Source organism: Streptomyces sp. NPDC008001, assembly GCF_042958085.1.
Classification (GTDB): domain Bacteria; phylum Actinomycetota; class Actinomycetes; order Streptomycetales; family Streptomycetaceae; genus Streptomyces.
The window spans coordinates 412,713-428,838 of sequence record NZ_JBIBIZ010000004.1 but is presented as its reverse complement, the minus strand read 5'-3'; the positions used below and the strand labels follow the sequence as shown (position 1 = coordinate 428,838).

Below are 16,126 nucleotides of genomic sequence, written 5' to 3'. Positions count from 1 at the left end.
GGGGCGGGCCGGCCTCCGGGCGGGCGGTACTTGCGTACGGCGGCACGGTCGCCGAACGCCGGACGGGCCTGGAGTCAGGTCCGCCCGGCGTTCGGGGACGTGTGCGTCAGGATGCGGCGCCGGCCTCGGGCATCTCGGCCCCGGCCTGCTCCGCGGCTTCGGCCTTGCCGGCCTCGGCCTCGGGTGCGGCTTCGGCCTGCTGTGCGGCCTCGGCCTTCCCTGCGGCGGCCGCACGTGCTTCGGCCGCCTCGTGGATGGCGCGCCAGGCGGCCTCGGCCGCCTGCTGCTCCGCTTCCTTCTTGCTGCGGCCGGTGCCGGTGCCGTACGCGACACCACCGACGCGGGCAGCAGCCGTGAAGGTCTTCTCGTGGTCGGGACCGGTCTCGGAGACCAGGTACTCGGGCACGCCGAGTCCCTCCGTCGCGGTCAGCTCCTGGAGGCTGGTCTTCCAGTCCAGGCCGGCGCCGAGGTTCGAGGACTTCTCGATCAGGGGATCGAAGAGCCGGTGGACGAGCTCGGCAGCGGCGTCGAGCCCCTGGTCGAGATAGACCGCACCGATGACCGCTTCGAGGGTGTCCGCGAGGATGGACGCCTTGTTGCGGCCCCCCGTGCCCTCTTCACCGCGGCCGAGCCGGATGAAGGAGCCGAGGTCGAGCCCGCGGCCGACCTCCGCCAGTGCACGGGAGTTGACCACCGCGGCCCGCAGCTTGGCCAGCTGGCCCTCGGGCAGGTCGGGGTGGATGCGGTAGAGCGTGTCCGTGACCACGAGGCCGAGCACGGAGTCCCCGAGGAACTCCAGGCGCTCGTTGGTCGGCAGACCGCCGTTCTCGTACGCGTAGGAACGGTGGGTCAGCGCACGCACCAGAAGGGCGGTCTCGAGTCTGTACCCGAGCCGCCCTTCCAGAAGCGTGTGAGACGAGGCCGTGTCCGCCGGCGCCCTCTTCGGCGTAGTGGCGTCTGACATGAAGCCTGTCACCCGCCGATCAGACCTCGAGGACCTGGCGCTTGTTGTAGGTGCCGCAGCTCGGGCACGCGATGTGCTGCTGCTTCGGCTCGTGGCAGCGCTCGCACGCCACCAGGGGGGTGACCGCAGCCTTCCACTGCGACCGGCGGTGGCGCGTGTTGCTGCGCGACATCTTCCGCTTCGGAACAGCCACGGCTACTTCTCCTGTGAGTCATCCCCGCCGGAGCGGGGTGCGTTGTCCTTCTCGCCGTCCTGGTCGGAACCGGCGAGTCCCTGCAGTGCCGCCCAACGAATGTCGACGGTCTCGTGGTGGTGGTCCGGGTCGTCCGCCAGCCGTGCGCCGCACTCGGAGCACAGGCCGGGGCAGTCTTCCCGGCACACCGGCTGCAGCGGCAGTGCGAGCACCACCGCGTCGCGCAGCACGGGTTCGAGGTCGAGCAAGTCGGCCTCGAGAAAGAGCATGTCCTCTTCGTCTTCCTCGGCGTCGTCGCCGGTATCCGCGGGGCGGCTCCGGTCATCGGCGTCGGGGTAGGAGTACATCTCCTGGAAGTCCACTTCGAGCTCTCGCTCGAGCGGCTCCAGACACCTTACGCACTCCCCGGTGAGCGGTGCACGGGCGGTGCCTGTGACAAGCACCCCTTCCATGACCGACTCCAGTCGGAGGTCGAGCTCGACGGTCGCGCCCTCGGCCACGGAGATGACCTCGATACCGAGGTGATCGGGGGCCGGGACGGTGCGGGAGAGCCGCTTCTGCGCACCGGGACGCCGGCCCAGCTCGCGTGTGTCGAACACGAGAGGGGAACGGTGATCGAGGCGGGCGTTCAGGGCTTCCTGCTTTCTACGCTGCGGTGTCGGCGGCCCTGCAGCCGCATGCGACGCGGGCAGCCGAGATCGCGAATGCACACGCGACCGAAGAGCCAGGATACTGGACGGGTCGCCGTACACCCAATCGGCCGCCGTGCGCCGCCGGTCAGCGGTCCTGCTCGTACCGGCGGAGCTGTTCCAGGTCGATCATCGAGGTGTCGAAGAGGCTCGTCTCGTCCAGGGTGCCGCCCGCATGGGGCGGGTTCTGGGCGGGCTGGTGCTGCTGGGGCGCGTAGCCGCCCGGGGCGGCCCCGTAGCCGTCGCCCTGCGGCGGGGCGGGCCAGGCGTAGGGGTCGGCCTGGTGGTAGCCGCCCTGGGCCACGTACGGGTCCGGCTGGTGCCCGTGGGAGCCGCTGTCCGCCCCGTACTGCTGCTGGTAGGCGTACGGGTCCGGCTGGTAGCCCTGCGCCTCGTAGTAGCCGTCGTAGCCGCCCGCATGGGGCGCCGCATGAGGCGCCCCGTGGTGCGCCGCGACCGGCTCGGGTGCGGCGGGGGCCTGGGGCGCGGCCAGCCCGGCGAGGAAGTCGGCGTCGCTGGTGGGGTGGGCGGTGCGGAAACCGTCCTGGGCCGCCATGTGGGCGCCGAGCTCGTCGGCCGGGCGGGCGCCGAGGAGCTGCTCGCGACCGCGCCCCACGGCCTCCAGCGTCTTGCTCAGGACCGCCGAGACGGCGCCCAGCTTGGCGTCCACGTAGGCGTCGGCCTGCTGCCGCTGGACGCGGGGGTCGGAGCTGGGCTCCGGGGCGTCCTCGCCGGGGTCCTGCGCACCGTGGCCGCCGCTCCCGTCCGTGCGGCCCAGGAGCTTCTCGCGGCCCCGGTCGACGGATCCGATGGTCTTGGTGAGGACGACCTCGAAGTTGGCGAGCTTGCTGTCGACGTAGTCGTCGGCCTCGGAGCGGATCTCCTCGGCCTGCCGGCGGGCCTCGGCGAGGATGCGGTCGGCCTCCTCCTGGGACTGCCGGGCGACCTCCGTGTCGGAGATCAGCGATCCGCGGTGGGCCCGGGCGGACTCGATGATCCGCTCGGCCTCCTCGCGGGCCTCGGCGACCAGCTGCTCACGGTCGCCGATGACCTCCTGCGCGCGGGCGAGCGAGCCGGGCAGCCCGGCGCGGAGCTCCTCCAGCAGGGCGAGCAGTTCGGCGCGGTTGATGACGCATGAGGCGGACATCGGCATGGACCGTGCGGCGGTGACGGTCGCGACGATCTCGTCGAGCTTCTTCTGGACGTCCACCTGGCGCTCGCCACTTTCTTCTGCCGGACGACACGAACGGGGACGACTGTACGGGCAGTCGGGCCCCGCCCGACAGCCGCCGGCGGAGGGTGGTCGTCAGCGCTTGCCGAGGCGTTCGGTGAGCGCCTCCAGCACCAGCGGCGGCACCAGGTGGGAGACGTCGCCGCCCCAGGCCGCGACCTCCTTGACCAGGCTGGACGACAGGAAGCTGTACGTCGGGTTGGTGGGGACGAACAGGGTCTCGACGCCCGAGAGCCCGTTGTTCATCTGGGCCATCTGCAGCTCGTAGTCGAAATCGCTGACCGCCCGCAGCCCCTTGACGATGGCGGGGATGTCGCGCTGCTTGCAGAAGTCGACGAGGAGGCCGTGGAAGGCCTCCACCTTCACGTTCCCGTACTCGGCCGTGACCTGGCGGAGCAGGTCTATCCGCTCCTCGACCGTGAACAGGCCCTGCTTCGACTTGTTGATCATCACTGCGACGTGGACGACGTCGTACAGCCTGGAAGCGCGGGCGATGATGTCGAGGTGTCCATTGGTGACGGGGTCGAACGACCCCGGACAGACGGCGCGGCGCAACGGTGTCTCCTCGCTCTCCGGTCCATTCATGACGCGCGGGGAGATGTCTCTTCGGCGCACGTCGAGGCGGCGCGACCGTACCAAAGCGTCCCCTCGCCGTAGCGACGGGCCCTCAGTGCCTCGAAACCGTCCGGCCAGGGGAATTCCCCGCCTCTGGTGCTGCGCTCCACGGTGACCAGTGCTTCGTCCGCAAGCCAGCCTCCCGTACGGAGTGTGAGGAGGATCTCGCGGAGCGCCTCGTCGGTGACGGCGTAGGGCGGGTCCAGGAACACCACGTCGTACGGGGCGGTGGGCGCGGGGCCGGCGACGACGTGTTCGGCCTTTCCGGAGCGGACCTCGGCGCCGGGGAGGCCCAGTGTGCGGACGTTCTCCCGGATGGTGCGCACCGCGCGGGCGTCGGACTCCACCAGCAGGACGTGCGCGGCGCCGCGCGAGAGGGCCTCCAGGCCGACCGCGCCCGAGCCGCCGTAGAGGTCGAGGACGCGGGTGCCGTGGAGGGTGCCCAGCAGGGACTCCAGGGTGGAGAACAGGCCTTCGCGCGCCCGGTCGGAGGTCGGGCGGGTGCCGGTGCCGGGGGGCACGGCGAGGCGGCGTCCGCCGGCGGTGCCGGCGATCACGCGGGTCATGGGGTCCTCGGTCCTTCGCGACGGTGTGACGGAGCGACGGCGGCCTGACAGTCGGCCGGTCGGGGCGCCGTCCCTTCAGCCTAGGGCGTCGGCACCGTGCGGGCGTCTCCGCGGGCTCCGGCGGGCGGCCCGCCCGGCGGCCGGCGGAGGGCGTCCGGCTCGCCCCCGGCCCCGCGCCGGGGCGGGCAGGCCGCTCGTCCCCGGCCGGCCCCTTGCCGGCCTTCCGGCCGCGCTCAGCCCTTGTCGAGGTACTGCTCGCGCTCCTCGTCCAGCAGGGCGTCCAGGGCGGTGCGCAGCTCGGGGAGCGCTTCCAGGTCCGGGTCGGCGGCGACGACCGCCGCGGCCTCCTCGCGGGCGGCGGCGATGATCTCCTCGTCGTCGATGACGGTCAGCATGCGCAGGGAGGACCGCACGCCGGACTGGGCCTGGCCGAGGACGTCGCCCTCGCGGCGCTGTTCGAGGTCGATGCGGGACAGCTCGAAGCCGTCCAGGGTGCCGGCGACGGCGGCGAGCCGGGCGCGGGCGGGGCTCGCCTCGGGGGCGTCGGTGACGAGCAGGCACAGGCCTGCGGCGGAGCCGCGCCCCACGCGGCCGCGCAGCTGGTGGAGCTGGGAGACGCCGAACCGGTCCGCGTCCATGATCACCATGACGGTGGAGTTGGGCACGTTCACGCCGACCTCGATGACGGTCGTGGCGACCAGGACGTCCACCTCGCCGGCGGCGAAGCGGCGCATCACGTCGTCCTTCGCGTCGGGCTGCATGCGGCCGTGCAGCACCTCCACGCGGAGCCCCGTCAGAGGCCCCTTGGTGAGCTGTTCGGCGACGTCCACGACGGCGAGGGGCGGGCGCCGCTCGCCGTCCGCTTCGGCGGCCTTCTCCGGGTCGTTCTTGGGGCCGCTCTTCGCGGGGGCCTTGGTGCCGTTCTCCTCCCCCAGGTCGTCGCCGATGCGGGGGCAGACCACGTACGCCTGGTGGCCGCCCTCGATCTCCTCGCGGACCCGCTCCCAGGTGCGGGCCAGGAAGTGCGGCTTGTCCTTGGCGGGCACCACGTGCGTGGCGATGGGCGAACGACCGGCCGGCAGCTGGTCCAGGACGGAGGTCTCCAGGTCGCCGAAGACGGTCATGGCGACGGTGCGCGGGATCGGGGTCGCCGTCATCACCAGGAGGTGCGGGGGCTGTTTGCCCTTGGAGCGGAGGGCGTCCCGCTGCTCGACGCCGAAGCGGTGCTGCTCGTCCACGACGACGAGCCCGAGGTCGTGGAACTGCACCTTGTCCTCGATGAGGGCGTGGGTGCCGATGACGATGCCTGCCTCGCCGGTGACGAGGTCGAGCAGCGCCTGCCGCCGGGCGGCCACCCCCATGGAGCCCGTGAGCAGCACGACCTTGGTGCCCTGCTCGGCGCCGCCGAGCATGCCGCCCTCGGCGAGCTCCCCCATCATCTCGGTGACCGACCGGTGGTGCTGCTGGGCGAGCACTTCGGTGGGGGCGAGCATGGCGGCCTGGCCGCCCGCGTCGACGACGCCGAGCATGGCGCGCAGCGCCACCATGGTCTTGCCGGAGCCGACCTCGCCCTGGAGGAGGCGGTGCATGGGGTGCTCGGTGGCCAGGTCGTCGAAGATCTCCGCGGAGACGGTGCGCTGCCCCTCGGTGAGGGTGAAGGGCAGCTTGGCGTCGAAGGCGTCGAGGATGCCGCCTGCGACGGGCTTGCGGGCGACGGCGGGCAGCTGGGAATCGGCGTGCCGGCGGCGGGCGAGGGCGACCTGGAGGACGAACGCCTCGTCCCACTTCAGGCGGGCCCTGGCGTCCTCGATGTCGGCCTTGGTGCGGGGCCGGTGGACCTTGCGGAAGGCGTCGGGGAGCTCCGCCAGGCCCCGGCCGTCGCGCAGGGAGGGGGGCAGCGGGTCGGTGAGGCCCTGCCACTGCTCGGCCTCGAAGAGGTCCAGCAGGGTGTCGACGGCCTTGGTGAGCTTCCACGACTGGAACTGCTTGCAGGCGGGGTAGATCGGCAGCAGGCGGCCCGCGAAGGCCTCGGCGGCCCCGGCTTCGCTGTCACGGTCCAGGAGCTCGTAGTCGGGGTGGAGGAGCTGGCGGGTGCGGTTGAAGACGGAGACCTTGCCGGCGAACATGCCGCGGCGGCCGGGGATCAGCTCCTTCTCCCGCGCGTAGGCGCCGCGGCCGAAGAAGACGAGCGTCAGGGAGCCGCTCCCGTCGGTGACCACGACTTCCAGGCGGACGCCCTTGCCGTGGTTGAACGTCTTCATGGCGGCCTTGGCGACCTGGGCGACGACGGTGACGTGCTCGTCCAGCGGCAGGTCCGCGAGGCGCGTCAGCTCGCCGCGCTCGGCGTAGCGGCGCGGGTAGTGGTGCAGCAGATCGCCGGCGGTGTGCAGGTCGAGGTGCTCGGCCATCACCTTCGCGGTGCTGCCGCCGAGGATCTTCTTCAGGGGTTCGTGAAGCGCGGGCACGCGTCCCATTGCACACCACGGCACTGACAGGCCGCGTCATTCGGTGCGGTTCGCCGCTGCGGGGCCCGTGCCGCTTGCCGCGTGGCCGGTGTCATTCGATGCCGATGAGCAGCGGCGGCGCCTGCTGCCCGCCCCGGTAGACGACGGTGTCGACGGCGAGGTGCCCGCCCCGTACGTGCCGCTCCAAGCGGTCGGCGACGGCGTCGGGCACGTCCGCGCCGAGGACGAGGGTGACCATCTCCCCGCCCGCGGCGAGCATGCGGTCGAGGACGGTGGCGGCGGTGACGGCGAGGTCCGAGCCGATGACGGCCACGTCGCCGTCGATGAGGCCGAGCACGTCGCCCGCCTGGCAGACGCCGGCCATGGTCCAGGCCTGCCGTTCGGCGACGGCGAGTTCGGCGTAGCGGGTGGCGCCGGCGGCGGAGGTCATGGCGACGACGTCCTCGTCGAAGCGGCGTGCGGGCTCGTGGACGGCGAGGGCGGCGATGCCCTGGACGGCGGCGCGGGTGGGGATGAGGGCGACGCGGATGCCCTCGGCGCGGGCCTGTTCGGCGGCGGCCGCCGCGGTGTGGCGCAGTTCGGGGTCGTTGGGCAGCAGGACGACCTCGCGGGCGTTGGCGCGCCGGATGGCGTCGACGAGCTCGCCGCTGGCGGGGGGCTCCCCGGGCCGGGCGGCGACCACGGTGGCGCCGGCTTCGGCGCAGAGCCCGGCGAGGCCCTCGCCGGGGACGACTGCGACGACGGCGCGCGGGGCGGGTTCGCGGTGCCGGGCTGCGGCCGGTTCCCCCGGGGTGGCCGCGGGGGCGGCGAAGTGCGTGATGCGGATGCGGTGGGGGCGGCCCGCCTCGATGCCGGCCTCGACGGCGGCTCCGGCGTCGTCCACGTGGACGTGGACGTTCCACAGGCCGTCGCCGCCGACGACGACGAGGGAGTCGCCCAGGGCGTCGAGGCGGGTGCGCAGGCGCGCGACGGCCGTGTCGCCGGCGTCGAGGAGGTAGATGACCTCGAAGGCGGGCGAGGCGCTGCCCGGGGCGGCGCCGGGGCAGGGCACGGGGCCGTGGCTCCGCGTCTCGGCCTGGGGCGGGGCCGGTTCGGCGGGCTGCCCGTACGGGGCGGCGGGGCGCGTCCACGCGCGCGTGCCGCGCGATCCCCAGGGGGGCGCCTCGCCGGACAGGGCGCGGGCGAGGGCGCCGAGCACCTCGACGAGGCCGAGGCCGCCGGAGTCGACCACTCCGGCCCGGCCGAGGGCGTCGAGCTGGCCCGGGGTCATGGCCAGGGCGGAGCGGGCGGCCTCGTCCGCGGCGCGGGCCACGGCGGCGCTGTCGCCCTGTGCGGTGGCGGCGGCTTCCGCGGCGGCTGCGGCGACGGTGAGGATGGTGCCTTCGACGGGGCGGGCGACGCCTTCGTAGGCGGACTCCACGGCCCGCCGCAGGGCGCGTCGCAACTGTTCGGCGTCGTGGGCGGTGGGGTGCCCCGTGCGGGTGCAGGCGGGGGGCATGGGGCCGGAGGCGGCGGGGGGCATGGGGCGGGAGGCGGCGGGGGGCATGGGGCGGGCCTCGTGCGGGCCGGTTCCGTTCCCGGCGGCGGGCCCCTCTGCGGCTGCAGCCTCGTTCCCGGGCTCATGGGGCCTGCCCGCGGCCTCCGCGGCGCCCGTGCCCTCCGTGCCGTCCGTGGCCTTCGAGCCGTCTGTGCTCCCCGAGCTCTCCGAGCCCTCTGCCAAGACCTCCGCCATGCCGCGCAGCAGCTGGGCCAGGATCGTGCCGGAGTTGCCGCGCGCGCCTATGAGGGCGCCGTGGGCCATGGCGCGGACGGCGTCGGGGAGCGTGGGGCGGGAGGAGGGACCCGTGGTGGCGTGGCCGTCGAAGACGGCGTCGACGGCCCTGGCGGCGGATTCGAGGGTCAGGTATAGGTTCGTGCCCGTGTCGCCGTCCGGGACGGGATAGACGTTGATGGCGTCGATCTCCTCGCGGGCCCGCCCCAGTGCGTCGAGGGCCAGCGCGCACCAGGTGCGTACCGCAGCGGCGTCGAGCGTGTGCGGCACCTGTGTCCTCCTCGGACTCCCTGGGCTGTGGAACGGTGATCGCAGACTAGCCCCGGGGCGGGTCCCGGCGGGAAGACGGGCGGCCGGGGGGCGATACGACAGGTCACAGCCCGGGCAGCCATGGTAGTTTCGTTGAACGGGAGCGGTCGTTGTATGCTGCTCCGGTTGCCTGATGAGAATCAGGCCATCCCCCCTGGTAATGCCGGTCACTACAGATCTCGGCACGCAGGGATTTTCCGTACGTGCCTGTCGTCTCCGCGTAAGCGGGGGTGACCCGTCTTTGGAGTAACCCGTGGCTGCCAACTGCGACGTCTGCGGCAAGGGGCCGGGCTTCGGCAACGCTATTTCGCACTCGCACCGCCGTACCCCCCGTCGTTGGAACCCCAACATCCAGCGGGTGCGTGCTGTGGTCGGTGGGACGCCGAAGCGGCTCAACGTCTGCACCTCGTGCATCAAGGCCGACAAGGTCTCGCGCTAAGCGAGTGCTGTCCCCCGCGCGAGCGGGGGCGAGCCGGTCTCGCTGTGACGTTCACGTCGTGGCGCTGCCCATCTGGTTGCCTTGAGAGCCGGTCCACCCTTGCGGTGGGCCGGCTTTTGCCATGCCCGGAGCGCGCCTCGTGCGGCGCCCCACGCCACCGGCGCCGTAGCCCACCAGCGCCTCATGCCACCGGCGCGGCACGCCCTACGGGCGCAGGTGCCACCCGTGGTCGACCGGCCCGATGCCGCCCCCCAGGGGGAAGCCGGCCGCGATGGCGCCCGTCACGTAGTCCTTGGCCGCCGTCACTGCCTCCGGCACCGTGTGCCCCTTGGCGAGACCGCAGGCGATCGCGCTCGCCAGCGTGCAGCCCGTCCCGTGCGTGTGGCGGTTGTCGTGGCGCGGGGCCCGCAGCCAGTGCTCCTCCGTGCCGTCGCTGAGCAGGTCCACCGCGTCGCCCTCCAGGTGGCCGCCCTTGATGAGCGCCCACCGGGGCCCGTAGGAGAGCACCGCGTCCGCCGCGCGCCTCATGCCGTCCTCCGACGTGACCCGTAGCCCCGTCAGCCAGGCGACCTCGTCCAGGTTGGGGGTGGCGACGGTGGCGACCGGGAGCAGCTTCGTGCGGACCGCGTCCAGGGCGGAAGCGGCGAGCAGGGCGTCACCGTGCTTGGAGATGCCCACGGGGTCGACGACCACGGGGGCGGGGGTGCCGGCGAGGAGTTCGGCGACGGTCCGCACGAGGCCGGCGGAGGCGAGCATGCCGGTCTTGACGGCCTGGACGCCGATGTCGTCGACGACGCTGCGGTACTGGGCCCGTACGGCCTCGGCGGGCAGCTCCCAGGCACCTTGCACGCCGCGCGAGTTCTGCGCGGTCACGGCTGTGAGGACGCTCATGCCGTGGACGCCGAGGGCGAGCATGGTCTTGAGGTCGGCCTGGATGCCCGCGCCGCCGCCGGAGTCGGATCCGGCGACGGTCAGCACGCGTGGGGGTATCGGCATGGGGCCGAATCTACAGCGCCGCCCCATGCGGGCCCTCGGGGCCCGTGCAGCTCGCGGGGCCCCGTGCAGGCGCACACCACCGCCCCGTGCCGCGGCCCAGCACCGCCCGCTCCATGCCGCGCCACGGCCCCATGCGGCCGGCGAGCCCCGTACAAGCACTCGCGGCCCCGCGCCGCTCCCCCGGCCCTCCGCTGCCTCTCCCGTTCTTGTGCTACTCCCCCGGCTCCAGGTCCCCGAAGTGGTCCCAGCCGCTGGTCTTGTCCCACGGGGCGCCGTCCACCGTGACCTGGGGCAGGGCGGAGGGGCTGACGACCTCGCCGATGACCTTCCAGCGGGCCGGCAGCTTCACGTCCGGCGGGAAGGTCGCCACGATCGCGTGGTCCTCGCCTCCGGTCAGGACCCACTGCAGCGGGTCGACCCCGACGGCCTGCCCGATGTCCGACATCTGGGTCGGTACGTCGATGGCCGCCGTGCGCAGGTCGATCCGGACCTTGCTGGCCTCGGCGATGTGCCCGAGGTCGGCGACGAGGCCGTCGCTGACGTCGGTCATCGCGGTGGCGCCGAGGCTCGCCGCGGCCGGGCCGGCGTGGTACGGGGGCTCGGGGCGGCGGTGGGCCTCCACGAAGGCACGGGGCGAGCGGAAACCGCGCGCGAGGACCGCGAGGCCTGCGGCGGACCAGCCGAGCCATCCGGTCACGGCGACGACGTCGCCCGGCTGGGCGCCGGAGCGGGTGACCGGCTCGTGGTTGCGCAGGTCGCCGAGGGCCGTGATGGCGACGGTGATGGTGTCGCCGCGGACCACGTCGCCGCCGACGACGGCCGCGCCCGCGACCTGGCACTCGTCGCGGATGCCGTCCATCAGCTCGGTCGGCCAGGTGGCGGGGAGTTCGGCGGGGACGACCAGGCCGAGCAGGATCGCGGTGGGCACGGCGCCCATGGCCGCGATGTCGGCGAGGTTCTGCGCGGCGGCCTTGCGCCCGACGTCGTAGGCGGTCGACCAGTCGCGGCGGAAGTGCCGCCCCTCCAGAAGCACATCCGTACTGGCCACGACCCTGCGGTCGGGCGCAGCCACCACCGCGGCGTCGTCACCCGGCCCGAGCCGGACCGCAGGGGTGGTGGTGAGCCGGGAAGTAAGCTCTCTGATGAGCCCGAACTCCCCCAACTCGCCCACGGTGCCTTTCACTGAGCTCCTCCTAGGAGTATCGGTTGTGACATACGCCGCGCCGCGCAGGCAGCGCGGGTCTCCCCGCGCCGTGCGGCGACGCGGTACCGTGGCGTCTCTTCTCCCCACATGATCCTCGTAGCCGCCCTGGAGGTTCCGTGGTACAGGCGTACATCCTGATCCAGACCGAGGTCGGCAAGGCGTCGACCGTGGCCGAAGTCATCTCGAAGATCTCGGGGGTGATCCAGGCCGAGGACGTGACCGGTCCGTACGACGTGATCGTGCGCGCCCAGGCCGAGACCGTGGACGAGCTCGGCCGCATGGTGGTGGCCAGGATCCAGGCAGTGGAAGGCATCACCCGCACACTGACCTGCCCGGTCGTCCATCTCTAGGTCCCCCGTATGCTCGGCCGGTGAAGTCTTTCCTCCGCCGGCCCTTCGGACTGCCCGCTGTCGTCGTGCTGTGCGCGGCCGCCGGCTGCTCGCCGGCGGGCGGCGCGGAGGGTCCCGCCGTCCCCACGCCGTCGGCGCGGGCGGCGGGGCTCTGCCGGGCACTGCACAAGGAACTGCCGAAGACCGTGGACGGGAAGCAGCGGCGCACCGCCGATCCCGTCTCGGACTTCACCGCCGTGTGGGGTGATCCCCCGATCGCCCTGCGCTGCGGTGTGGAGCGGCCCGAGATCATCAAGCCCGGTTCCGAACACTACAACCCCGCCGCGGACTCGGTGGAGATCGACGGGGTGGACTGGCTGCCGGAACGGCAGCCGGACGGCAGCGTCCGCTGCACGACCACCCTGCGGGAGGCGTTCGTGGAAGTGACGCTGCCCGGGAAGGTCGTCGGCGGGGCCGGCGATCTCAGTGCGCTCACCGATCTCGCCGGCGCCGTCGCGAAGACGATCCCGGTGGGGGTCGTCTAGCGCGAGCCCGCAGGCCCGCGCGGACCCGCAGGCCCGTGCAGGCCCGTTCGGCTAGCGCAGGCCCGTGGGCCGGCGCAGCGCCGCCTGGACGAGGCTGTCGATCAGCTCGGGGTAGCTGACGCCGCTCTCCTGCCACATGCGCGGGTACATGGAGATCGGAGTGAAGCCCGGCATGGTGTTGATCTCGTTGATGACGAACTCGCCGTCCTCCGTGAGGAAGAAGTCGGCGCGCACGAGGCCCTCGCACGAGGCGGCGTCGAAGGCCCGGATGGCGAGCTCCTGCACCCGTGCCGTCTCCTCCGGCGTCAGCGGCGCGGGGACGAGGCCGGCGGCGGAGTCGATGTACTTCGCCTCGAAGTCGTAGAAGTCGTGGGCGGTGACCGGGGGGATCTCGGCGGGGACGCTGGCGCGCGGCCCGTCCTCGAACTCCAGGACGCCGCACTCGATCTCCCGGCCGCGCAGCAGCGACTCGACGAGGATCTTCGGGTCGTGGCGGCGGGCCTCGGCGACGGCGTCGTCCAGGCCGGAGACGTCGTCGACCTTGGTGATGCCCATGGAGGAGCCGGCGCGGGCGGGCTTGATGAAGACGGGCCAGCCGTGCTCGCCGGCGAAGTCGACGATCTTCTTGCGGGCGGCTGCCGGGTCGGTGTCCCACTCGCGGGGGCGGATGACCTCGTACGGGCCGACGGGCAGGCCGAAGGAGACGAAGACGCGCTTCATGTACTCCTTGTCCTGGCCGACGGCCGAGGCGAGCACTCCGGCGCCCACGTAGGGGATGCCGGAGAGCTCCAGCAGGCCCTGGAGGGTGCCGTCCTCCCCGTAGGGGCCGTGCAGCACGGGGAAGACCACGTCGACCTCGCCCAGCGCCTTGGGCACGGCGCCCGGCTCCGTGTAGACGACCTCGCGGTCGGAGGGGTCGACGGGCAGGACGACGGTGCCGTCGGGCGACTGGGCGAGCTGCTCGACGCTCGGCAGCGTGCGGTCGGCGATGGCCATCCGCTCGGGGTCGTCCGCGGTGAGCGCCCAACGGCCGTCGGTGGTGATGCCGATCGGCAGCACGTCGTACTTCGTGCGGTCGATGGCGCGCAGCACGGCGCCGGCGGTGACCACGGAGATGGCGTGCTCGGAACTGCGGCCGCCGAAGACGACCGCCACACGCGGCTTGCGGCCAGGGCTCTGGGGGGTGATCTCGCTGCTCATATCGCGACGAGAGTACCTCGTGGTGCGGGCCGCGTCAGTGCCGCTCGGGCTTGGCGCTGCGCGACATCAGTTCCTTGAGGGCGACGAGCGGCGGCTTGCCCTCGTGCACGATCTCCACCACGGTCTCCGTGATCGGCATGTCGACGCCGTGGCGGCGGGCCAGATCGAGCACCGACTCACAGGACTTGACGCCCTCTGCGGTCTGCTTGGTGACCGCTACGGTCTCGGCCAGGGTCATGCCGCGGCCGAGGCCGGCGCCGAAGGTGCGGTTGCGGGAGAGCGGCGAGGCGCAGGTGGCGACGAGGTCCCCCATGCCGGCGAGACCGGCGAAGGTGTGCGCGTCGGCGCCCATGGCGAGGCCGAGCCGGGTGGTCTCGGCCAGGCCGCGGGTGATGAGGGATGCCTTGGCGTTGTCGCCGAGCCCCATGCCGTCGGCGATGCCGACGGCGAGGGCGATGACGTTCTTGACGGCCCCGCCGAGCTCGCAGCCGACCACGTCGGTGTTGGTGTACGGGCGGAAGTAGGCGGTGTGGCAGGCGGCCTGGAGCCGCTTGGCCGCGGACTCGTCGCGGCAGGCGACGACGGCGGCCGCGGGCTGCCGGGCGGCGATCTCCTTGGCGAGGTTGGGGCCGGTCAGGACGGCCACCTGGCCGGCGGAGACCTTGGCGACCTCCTCGATGACCTCGCTCATGCGCTTGGCGGTGCCGAGCTCGATGCCCTTCATCAGGGAGACGAGGACGGTGTCCGCGGGCAGCAGGGGCGCCCACTCGGTGAGGTTGCCGCGCAGGGTCTGGGAGGGGACGGCGAGGACGGTGAAGTCGGCACCCCGTGCGGCCTCGGCGGGGTCGGTGGTGGCCCGCACGGTGGGCGGCAGCTCGGTGCCGGGGAGGTAGTCGGGGTTGGTGCGGGTGGTGTTGATCGCCTCCACGACGGCGGCGCGGCGGCCCCACATGGTGACCTCGCAGCCGGCGTCCGCGAGGATCATGGCGAAGGCGGTTCCCCAGGAACCGGTGCCGTAGACGGCGCAGCGCGTCACTTGTCGTCCTCCTGGGCCTTGCGCCGGGCCGCGGCGCGGGCCTTCCTGGGGTTGTACGGCTCGGCGGGGGCCGGCTCGCCGCGCAGTTCGGCGAGGAGGGCGGTGATGGCGTTCATGATGTCCTCGGTCGCCGCGCGCAGGACGTCCGCGGTGGGTTCCTTGCCGTAGTACGCGGAGAGGTCGACGGGCGGGCCGGCCATGACCTTGAGGGTCTTGCGGGGGAAGAGCCGGAGCTTCTTCTCCTTGGCGTACGGGGGCATGGCCTCGTTGGCGCCCCACTGGGCGACGGGGATGACGGGGGCGCGGGTGAGCAGGGCGACGCGGGCGGCGCCGGTCTTGCCCTCCATGGGCCACATGTCGGGGTCGCGGGTGAGGGTGCCCTCGGGGTAGAAGGCCACGCATTCGCCCTTGTTGATGGCTGCTACGGCGGCCTTGAAGGCGGCCGCGGCGTCGGCCGACTCGCGGTAGACCGGGATCTGGCCGGTGCCGCGCAGGACGGCGCCGACGAAGCTGCCCTTGAAGAGGGCCGCCTTGGCGAGGAAGCGCGGGACACGCCCGGTGTTGTACTGGTAATGGGCGTAGGAGAGCGGGTCGAGATACGAGTTGTGGTTGACGGCGGTAATAAAACCGCCGTCGGCCGGAATGTGCTCCATTCCCCGCCAGTCCCGCTTGAACAGAACCACGAGCGGCGGTTTGGCCAACACCGCCGTAAAGCGGTACCAGAAGCCGATTCTGCGGCGGGACACTCGGACACCCTTCTCTTGGGACCTGAACGCTGTGCTGATGTGCTGAACCCGGAGGCCGCACAAGTGTCGCCCCAGGTCCCCGGTCTGTCGAGAACACCGTAACCCCGCGCTCCGCGGGCGGCTGCGGCAGCGGGTGACAATGAGGCCGTTGCGAAGAGAGGGGGCGGATGTGGTCTGGACGCTGGTGGTGCCGGTGAAGCCGCTGGCCCTGGCCAAGAGCCGTCTCGCCGGGGGGGCCGGGGCGGGGGCGCGGGCAGCCCTCGCGCTGGCGTTCGCGGTGGACACGGTGGGCGCGGCGCTGGCCTGTGGGGCGGTACGGGATGTGGTGGTCGTCACGGGCGATCCGCTGGCGGGGGCCGAGCTGGCCGCTCTCGGGGCGCGCGTCGTGGCCGAACCTGCGGGGCCGGGCGGCCTGAACGGCGCTCTTGCGCACGGGGCCCGGAGCGTACGGGCGGGGCGGCCGGACGCGGCGGTGGCGACGCTCAATGCGGACCTTCCCGCACTGCGCCCCGCTGAACTGGCGCGGGTGCTCGATTCGGCCGCGGAATTTCCCCGTGCATTTCTCGCGGATGCGGCGGGAATCGGTACGACGCTGCTGGCAGCGGCGCCGGGAAGGGAATTGGCGCCGGCGTTCGAAGGACGTTCGCGCGCCCGTCACCGGGGTTCGGGAGCCCGTGAGATCGGGCTGACGGGAGTGGATTCCGTGCGCCTCGACGTGGACACGGAGGAGGATTTGCGGGCCGCCCTGGCACTGGGCGTGGGGCCCCGTACGGCTGCGGCCGTGGGAACTCCCGCGATGGCGCGCGGCGCGTTCGGCGGCCGCCCCGT

16 protein-coding genes and 1 pseudogene are annotated in these 16,126 nt (G+C 73.1%); 4 read left to right on the top strand and 13 right to left on the bottom strand.

Features of this window, described 5'->3' with window-relative positions:
* Positions 1–106 precede the first annotated feature (106 nt).
* From rnc to ACFZCD_RS13495, 8 genes are all read right to left on the bottom strand, one after another.
* Positions 107–964, bottom strand: coding sequence for a ribonuclease III (gene rnc, locus ACFZCD_RS13530; protein ID WP_391830158.1), 858 nt, complete (start codon positions 962–964; stop codon positions 107–109).
* A gap of 19 nt (positions 965–983) precedes the next feature.
* On the bottom strand, positions 984–1,157 hold the full coding sequence (rpmF, locus tag ACFZCD_RS13525) for a 50S ribosomal protein L32 (RefSeq protein ID WP_015657589.1): 174 nt from the start codon (positions 1,155–1,157) through the stop codon (positions 984–986).
* 2 nt (positions 1,158–1,159) lie between these two features.
* On the bottom strand, positions 1,160–1,756 hold the full coding sequence (locus ACFZCD_RS13520; RefSeq protein WP_391830156.1) for a YceD family protein: 597 nt from the start codon (positions 1,754–1,756) through the stop codon (positions 1,160–1,162).
* A 178-nt stretch (positions 1,757–1,934) separates the two neighbouring features.
* A complete protein-coding gene (locus ACFZCD_RS13515; RefSeq protein WP_391830154.1) occupies positions 1,935–3,056 on the bottom strand; it encodes a cell division initiation protein in 1,122 nt (373 codons plus the stop codon).
* A gap of 96 nt (positions 3,057–3,152) precedes the next feature.
* Positions 3,153–3,662 (bottom strand): pantetheine-phosphate adenylyltransferase, encoded by a 510-nt coding sequence (coaD, locus tag ACFZCD_RS13510; protein ID WP_391830152.1) that lies wholly within the window; start codon positions 3,660–3,662, stop codon positions 3,153–3,155.
* Positions 3,659–4,258, bottom strand: a complete 600-nt coding sequence (rsmD, locus tag ACFZCD_RS13505; protein ID WP_391830150.1) for a 16S rRNA (guanine(966)-N(2))-methyltransferase RsmD — start codon at positions 4,256–4,258, stop codon at positions 3,659–3,661. Before rsmD ends, coaD begins: the two co-directional genes overlap by 4 nt.
* A 233-nt stretch (positions 4,259–4,491) precedes the next feature.
* Positions 4,492–6,732 (bottom strand): ATP-dependent DNA helicase RecG, encoded by a 2,241-nt coding sequence (gene recG, locus ACFZCD_RS13500; protein WP_391830148.1) that lies wholly within the window; start codon positions 6,730–6,732, stop codon positions 4,492–4,494.
* An 82-nt stretch (positions 6,733–6,814) separates the two neighbouring features.
* Entirely contained in the window at positions 6,815–8,809 is a 1,995-nt protein-coding gene (locus ACFZCD_RS13495) for a DAK2 domain-containing protein (RefSeq protein ID WP_391830388.1), read from the bottom strand.
* Between the two features lie 247 nt (positions 8,810–9,056).
* Here ACFZCD_RS13495 and rpmB point away from each other — a divergent pair, with 247 nt between their 5' ends.
* A complete protein-coding gene (gene rpmB / locus ACFZCD_RS13490; RefSeq protein WP_078660562.1) occupies positions 9,057–9,242 on the top strand; it encodes a 50S ribosomal protein L28 in 186 nt (61 codons plus the stop codon).
* A 204-nt stretch (positions 9,243–9,446) separates the two neighbouring features.
* Here rpmB and thiD read toward each other — a convergent pair whose 3' ends face one another.
* On the bottom strand, positions 9,447–10,265 hold the full coding sequence (gene thiD, locus ACFZCD_RS13485; protein ID WP_391830146.1) for a bifunctional hydroxymethylpyrimidine kinase/phosphomethylpyrimidine kinase: 819 nt from the start codon (positions 10,263–10,265) through the stop codon (positions 9,447–9,449).
* A gap of 184 nt (positions 10,266–10,449) precedes the next feature.
* Complete coding sequence (locus tag ACFZCD_RS13480) at positions 10,450–11,421, bottom strand: thiamine-phosphate kinase (protein WP_030369307.1); 972 nt, start codon at positions 11,419–11,421, stop codon at positions 10,450–10,452.
* A gap of 137 nt (positions 11,422–11,558) precedes the next feature.
* Between ACFZCD_RS13480 and ACFZCD_RS13475 the strand changes: the two genes are divergently transcribed.
* Both ACFZCD_RS13475 and ACFZCD_RS13470 read left to right on the top strand, forming a co-directional pair.
* A complete protein-coding gene (locus ACFZCD_RS13475) occupies positions 11,559–11,792 on the top strand; it encodes an Lrp/AsnC family transcriptional regulator (RefSeq protein WP_030369306.1) in 234 nt (77 codons plus the stop codon).
* A gap of 20 nt (positions 11,793–11,812) precedes the next feature.
* The gene (locus ACFZCD_RS13470; RefSeq protein WP_391830144.1) at positions 11,813–12,316 is read left to right on the top strand and encodes a DUF3515 domain-containing protein; all 504 of its coding nucleotides are present in this window, start codon (positions 11,813–11,815) and stop codon (positions 12,314–12,316) included.
* A 51-nt stretch (positions 12,317–12,367) separates the two neighbouring features.
* Here ACFZCD_RS13470 and ACFZCD_RS13465 read toward each other — a convergent pair whose 3' ends face one another.
* Genes ACFZCD_RS13465 through ACFZCD_RS13455 form a run of 3 tightly spaced genes read right to left on the bottom strand, consistent with a single transcriptional unit; the run spans position 12,368 to position 15,298 of the window.
* On the bottom strand, positions 12,368–13,516 hold the full coding sequence (locus ACFZCD_RS13465) for a D-alanine--D-alanine ligase family protein (RefSeq protein WP_391830142.1): 1,149 nt from the start codon (positions 13,514–13,516) through the stop codon (positions 12,368–12,370).
* 34 nt (positions 13,517–13,550) lie between these two features.
* Complete coding sequence (locus ACFZCD_RS13460) at positions 13,551–14,552, bottom strand: NAD(P)H-dependent glycerol-3-phosphate dehydrogenase (protein ID WP_391830140.1); 1,002 nt, start codon at positions 14,550–14,552, stop codon at positions 13,551–13,553.
* Positions 14,549–15,298: a lysophospholipid acyltransferase family protein gene (locus ACFZCD_RS13455; RefSeq protein WP_391830138.1), complete on the bottom strand. Its 750-nt coding sequence runs from the start codon at positions 15,296–15,298 to the stop codon at positions 14,549–14,551. The genes ACFZCD_RS13460 and ACFZCD_RS13455 overlap by 4 nt, the downstream gene beginning before the upstream one ends.
* Positions 15,299–15,437: 139 nt before the next feature.
* On the opposite strand from ACFZCD_RS13455, the pseudogene cofC reads away from it, so the two are divergent.
* Positions 15,438–16,079 (top strand): annotated as a pseudogene (cofC, locus tag ACFZCD_RS13450) (2-phospho-L-lactate guanylyltransferase); the annotation flags it as partial.
* Positions 16,080–16,126 lie beyond the last annotated feature (47 nt).